A 6,283-nucleotide genomic window follows, 5' to 3' on the forward strand; every position below is an offset into this window, starting at 1 on the left:
CCGACAAGGATGACCGAGCAACGGTCGGTCCCGTCACTGAAACAGGGAGGTGGTGACGAACTTCAACTTGCAGTCCTGGACCTGTTGAATATCGCCGTAATCGTCCTGGACCACGCTCGTGAAAGACTTCGCCCGTCCGCCTTCCATCCGCGAGTAGATGGCGAAGGTCATGAAGAGAGGCAAGGGGTCCGCGCCAGGATCCTTGAGAGTCCAGGTCGCAGTTCCCACCGTCGCGTCCCAGCCGCTGGCGCCTGCTCCTCGTCCTTCGCGTATTTCTTCTCCCGGGAGTCGAAAGCGATTGCTCCGGTAGCGATGCTGCCCTCAGGAAGACCCGTCAGGGACATACTTGCACCCGTCCGATCGGTCAATTGACGGCGACAAACCTTGCTCCTTCGCCAACCTGACCAGCTCCGCAGCTTCCGCGGAGGGCTCGGCCCTCTTCTTCGTCACATCTTCCAGTGTCGTCATCTTGGCACCTCCTCGCCGAGCATTCACTCAGCCAGTCGGACCGAAACACCGATTATCGGACAGTCCCTGGATCGGCGCGGCGCCGAGAGCCTGGAGCGACGACGATTTTTCGAAGGTAGCTCTGCTGGCTCCTCTGGCGGTCGAGCTGCTGGGTAAGGCCGTGCTGTGGAACGCGAATCCGGTGTTGGTCGTCCCACTGGCCTCCGACGGTGAAGCTACTTTGCTCAGCCTGGCGACCAAGCCGCGGCTGTCGGACCCGAAACTGAGAACCGTTGGTCGTGCATCCCTTCTACGCCGACTTGATTCTGTTCTCAGCGGCGGTCTGTCGCTCGGCAAAGCACAACGTGCCCGCATGGTCGATGTCCGAAATGGCGCAGTTCATGTGGGCGCGCCTGCACAATCCAGGCACGTTCTCGTTGACTCGTTGGGCGTGTGTAACCGCATGCTGGACAACCTCGGTCGAGACCCAAAGCTTTTTTACCGCAATCATTTTGAAAGTGTTCAGAAGCGGGGCATCAGGTCGCGGCGAAACGCGCCCGAGCACGACTGCACCTCAGCGAGATCGAAGAACGACTTGGTGGGGATGTGTTCTCAGAGGTCACCTCAATGCTCGAAGACAACGCGAACGACCTGGACCACGACCATCTCGTTTCCTCCGACTGGGCCGTTGATGCACTCTGTCCGGAATGCTCGAGGTCAGTGGCATGTGCGGCAGATGAGGCTCCCGTGCAAGGCCTCATCGATCTCGATGCAAATCTCGATCTCGATCTGACAGGTTTCCACGACGGGGACTACGCGGCTTAAGCGATTCACCGGGGCTGGAATGCCCCTCTGACACCGACATCCTTCGCCTGCAACATCTGCCGTCTCACCTTGAACGGGCTCAGCCGTTCGTGTGGACGAAAACCGCCGAGCAGATCCTGGCGAAAGCCGACCGTAAAACAACTTCAAACTTGGGGCACTGGTGTTACATCACTCGAATCGCAAGCAAGTCTTCGGCATTCGAGGCAATAGTACAAAGTTGGATCCAGGCGCCGACCAATGAAGGAACGAAGCGCGCTACATGCTTCAACCAGGAAGGACACTGCTAGAATGCAAGAAAACATTTTCATACCTAAACTATCCAGATAATATCCACTGTCATATTATCAATATGACAGTGGATATCAAAATCAATGAGAGTGACATACATTGCAGTGAAGTCACCCGAAAGTGAACCTCCGACAGGATCTCAAAAATGAATAAGACATTCAACGGAGAGTCAGTGCTTTCATGGGTACTATCTTCCCTCGCGGGCCTAATTGGATCTGCAGCCTTCGTGCATACAACGGGATACTTCGTCACTTTCATGACCGGAAATACCGAACGAGGAATTCTTGGTTTCTTTACAAATAAATCGGAAATGTCAAAAGCTGCAATCCTACTCATTATATCCTTCGTTTTCGGAGTACTAGTCGCATCCATACTACGGAGACGATGGTGGGAAAACCATCCGCATGGAGCAACTGTACTAACAACCCTATCGCTGGCTGCAGCAACAATCGTCGACTTCGCCCAAGAAGGATGGACACGGGCCGATATACCCTTCCTTCCGATATTGTTCGTTGCATTCGGAATCGGATCATTAAACACTTCCTTCGTCCATAACGGCGAAGTATCAATACCATTGAGCTATATAACAGGAACACTAGTCAAATTTGGCCAAGGTATCGAGAGACATATCAATGGAGGCACTATCCATGACTGGTTAGGATATCTTCTATTGTATGCTTCCTTTACGGCAGGAGCTACCCTAGGAGGGGCACTCAGCCTAATTTCACCAAGCTCGGGAATGCTCTTGTCTGCCACCCTCACCTGCAGCGTATGCACAATCTATACCTACTTTTTTGCAGACCGACAGGCCCCCCGTCAGCGCACCCGCAGACAATGATTCAATCTCACTCCGCATTGAACCCCAACGCCTCATATGTGCGGATCTGGTTCGCACACTGCGGCGATCAGCTCGGAATGGTGAGCACCCAGAAGGGGGAGCCTGCGCATGTGGCGTATGGGCGTTCCCCCGACACGTCACCACCGAGCCCGCCACTTCACTTCAATCTCATTCATACCCAACCATCATGCACCCCTACCATCCAACGAACACTGCAAAACCAAACATGTTGCCATACGCGCATATTCACAAAACATGTTGCATAACCACCCAAAACAACAGCAGCGCAGCATAATTCTAAACACACTGCACTGCAACACAATTCAAATACCAACCACACAGCCATCTTCCCCTGTCGCAACCCCACAAAAATGTGGAGAGCACCATCTACGAGACGAAAACGACACAATGGAAGATATGGGACGACCCGCAATACACCCGAAGGAGAGATTGAGGACATGAGCAAACCCGACGCAGTTACTGAGTTGACCGAGCTTGCGCGAGCTGCTGCATGGGGTCTAATGAAGGGGGGCCACCTGGACTGCATCGAAGACGGCCGAGGAGTCCTGCTCCTCCGGTGGGACATTCTGGATGCCGCTGCTCGAGTCGGCATCGACATCAAGCGCGAGCAGGAGGGAATAGGGGCGGTATACACCCGTGCCGAGCTTGAGGGCCACATCGAGAATTGAGCAGCCGTAACCGGGGCACATCAGTCTCGACTTGTATGAGAAGTCCGGTTCTCCGATCGACAGCACGATTGACCTGAATACCGAAGCTCCGCAGGCTCGCCGAAATCTTCATCAAAACTATCAGCTCGCTCTCGCCCGGGCCTAGTGCACCAATCACGCCAACTGAGAGGAATGACCATGACTGCAACGCAAGCGCACCCGGTGCCCGACGACACCGAAATCGAGCGCAAAGTTTCCGATCTCGACCTCACGACCAAGATCAAGATCCTCACCGGCCGCGACTTCTGGACCACTTGGCCCGTCGAGTCCATTGGACTCCGTCCGATCGTGATGTCCGACGGGCCGGCCGGCGTAAGAGGAGAAAACTGGGACGAGCGAGAGCCCTCAGCGAACTTCCCTTCCGGTTCAGCACTCGGCGCTACCTGGAGTCGCCAAGCAGCCGCACGCTACGGAGCACTTCTCGCCGCCGAAGCGCGACGTAAAGGCGTCGACGTCGTTCTAGGGCCCACCATCAATCTGCATCGCTCACCACTCGGCGGTCGGCATTTCGAGTCGTTGTCCGAAGATCCACAACTGACGTCCGTACTTGCCACCGAATACGTTCGCGCCCTCCAAAGCGAAGGCATAGCAGCGTGTCCCAAACACTACGTCGGCAACGAGTACGAGACCGAACGCTTCACCGCCAGTTCCCGCATCGACGAGCGAGCGCTTCGTGAGGTGTATCTGGCCGCTTTCGAAGGCCCTGTCATCGATGGCGGGGCTTGGTCGATCATGTCTGCGTACAACTCGGTCAACGGCACGACGATGTCCGAGCACCCTTTGCTGACTGCACCGTTGAAGACGGGATGGGAATTCGACGGAGTCATCATCTCGGACTGGACCGGCGTGCGATCAACCGTCGCTTCGGCACAATCCGGACAAGACCTCGCCATGCCTGGCCCTTTCGGATTCTGGGGCGAGCAGCTTCTCGCCGCTGTCCACGACGGCACAGTCTCCGAATCCACGATCGACGAAAAAGTCCGCCGCTTGATTCGTCTCGCCTTCCGTGTCGGAGCATTCGACGTCCGCGAAACACAAAGCGCCACAGCCGCCGTTCCAGCGTCGGCAACCCTGGCCGCAAAGGAACTTTCCATCGAGAGCTCGGTGATGCTCGTCAATAACGGGGTGTTGCCCCTCCCCGCTGCCGTCGGCACCATCGCCGTGCTCGGCCGCCACGCAGTCGAACCCCGAACGCAAGGCGGCGGTAGCGCGACCGTACTGCCAGGGTCAGTCAGCACGCCTGTTGACGCGCTGAGACGAGTGTTCTCGGTGAGCACCGTCAGACACAGCATCGGCATCGCCGAGCCCGACACGCTCATCGCACTCGACCCCAATTCGCTCACCGACCCCTCCACCGGCGACCCGGGCTTGCGCGTCGAGTTCACCGACGCCGACGGTGAACTCCTCCGTTCCGAACGGCGCACGAGCTGCCGACTGGTGTGGTTCGGCAATGCACCGACCGACGCGGCATCCCTCCAAGTACGCACGCGGTACCTTCCAACAGGCACCGGCACGCTCCGGTTCCAAGCCTCCTGCGTCGGAAAACTCCACATCAACGCCGGAGACCGCACTGTTCTCGACACCGAACTAGCGCCCATCGGTTCCGATCTCGGAGCCGCGCTACTCGAGCCACCCGCAGCCACAGCTGACATCGAGGTCGCCGCCGGCGTCCCCATCGACCTCGCGATCACCTACGCTGGACCAATGTTCGCCGTAGGTGTTGCCGCGCTCAACATCGGGCGCGAACGCGACGACGACGATGGTGAACTCCATCGCGACGCGGTCACCCTCGCCGCCGCATCGGACGTCGCGATCGTCTTCGTCGGCACGGACTCGAACGGGGAAAGCGAAGGCTGGGATCGCTCCTCGCTGAGACTTCCTGGAGATCAAGACGATTTGGTCGCGTCCGTGGCCGCCGTCAACCCACGCACGATTGTCGTCGTCAACGCAGGCGCGCCACTGATCATGCCGTGGAAAGACGATGTGGCGGCAATCCTGCTGACCTGGTTCGGAGGGGAGCAGATCGGAAACGCAGTCGCCGATCTGCTCTCTGGAACAGCGGAACCCGGCGGACGGCTCCCTACCACCTGGCCGACATCGGAAGAGGATGTTCCTGTCCTCGATACCACCCCGCAGGAAGGCGTCGTCGACTACCGCGAAGGCATCCACGTCGGATACCGCGGATGGCTGCGTCAGAACCGAACCCCGGCTTACTCCTTCGGATTCGGACTCTCGTACACCAGCTTCGAGATCGACAGGATGAGCGCTGTCACATCCCACGCCGTCGATGTCACGGTACGAAACACCGGCGATCGCATCGGAAAGTTCGTCGCCCAAATCTACGCACACCGACCGAAGACGACAATTGATCGACCCGTACGTTGGCTCGTTGGATTCGCTGATGGCGTACTCGCCGCCGGCGAGACAACCACCACACGAGTAACGCTTGCACGCAGGGCTTTCCAGAATTGGGACGCAGGATGGCACACCGAAGCCGGGGAGTTTCATCTCTCGGCCGGATTTGACGTCTCCGACATTCGTGCCTCGGTTGTTCATCGCGTGCAAGGCTCGTCCTGAGTCCACCTCACCCATTGTTCGAGCGATCGGGGCCGCAGTCCCACCGACTACGACTTACGCAGAGCCGAAATGTGTCACCGCTGCGACGCAACTGATTGTCCGAACAACTCGCTTCACTGGTGATGCGAGCGTAAAGCCGCGCCTGAGGTCCTGACCGACTCGTTGCCTTCCTATCCGTCGTCACCTTTTGAACACGGCAAGGAAGGCAAAGGGAACAGCACGGTGTTGCCATTTCAACTACACCGCAGCGATGTACGCGTGTACCTCCCAGAACTCGCACCGCGCCGGCGGGCGAGTGCGTCAAGGGCAGCACTACGCCCGCGTGCGATTCAACTCTCTACGAAATCCACACAGCTCAGAAGCTCACCTGAAACGGCCGGAAAAGCGCATGACTACCAACCGAACTTCGTACTCACCGAGGACTGATCCTGAATCGCACCGGCGAGTCCGGAAACTTTGATGTGCCCTGAGTTTCGTGGAGTCGTGATGTTTGGCCTCAGGCTACGGGTTAGCGTGTGAAGTGTACGTTCTCGAACTCGATCGGGGTCAGCATCCCGAGCGCACCGTGCCGGCATTGCCG

5 protein-coding genes are annotated in these 6,283 nt (G+C 57.9%); 4 read left to right on the forward strand and 1 reads right to left on the reverse strand.

Annotated features, from left to right (window positions below; genetic code table 11):
- Nucleotides 1-33: 33 nt before the first annotated feature.
- On the reverse strand, nucleotides 34-228 hold the full coding sequence (locus RhoBH5_RS32070) for a hypothetical protein (protein WP_270009575.1): 195 nt from the start codon (nucleotides 226-228) through the stop codon (nucleotides 34-36).
- An 846-nt stretch (nucleotides 229-1,074) separates the two neighbouring features.
- On the opposite strand from RhoBH5_RS32070, the gene RhoBH5_RS32075 reads away from it, so the two are divergent.
- From RhoBH5_RS32075 to RhoBH5_RS32090, 4 genes are all read left to right on the forward strand, one after another.
- Entirely contained in the window at nucleotides 1,075-1,272 is a 198-nt protein-coding gene (locus RhoBH5_RS32075; protein ID WP_270009576.1) for a hypothetical protein, read from the forward strand.
- A 433-nt stretch (nucleotides 1,273-1,705) separates the two neighbouring features.
- The gene (locus RhoBH5_RS32080) at nucleotides 1,706-2,398 is read left to right on the forward strand and encodes a YoaK family protein (protein WP_270009577.1); all 693 of its coding nucleotides are present in this window, start codon (nucleotides 1,706-1,708) and stop codon (nucleotides 2,396-2,398) included.
- A gap of 458 nt (nucleotides 2,399-2,856) precedes the next feature.
- The gene (locus tag RhoBH5_RS32085; protein ID WP_270009578.1) at nucleotides 2,857-3,087 is read left to right on the forward strand and encodes a hypothetical protein; all 231 of its coding nucleotides are present in this window, start codon (nucleotides 2,857-2,859) and stop codon (nucleotides 3,085-3,087) included.
- Nucleotides 3,088-3,264: 177 nt separating this feature from the next.
- Nucleotides 3,265-5,703, forward strand: a complete 2,439-nt coding sequence (locus RhoBH5_RS32090) for a beta-glucosidase family protein (RefSeq protein WP_270009579.1) — start codon at nucleotides 3,265-3,267, stop codon at nucleotides 5,701-5,703.
- Nucleotides 5,704-6,283: the final 580 nt, after the last annotated feature.

Origin of the sequence: Rhodococcus sp. BH5, assembly GCF_027583855.1 — a bacterium.
GTDB lineage: Bacteria > Actinomycetota > Actinomycetes > Mycobacteriales > Mycobacteriaceae > Rhodococcus_F > Rhodococcus_F qingshengii.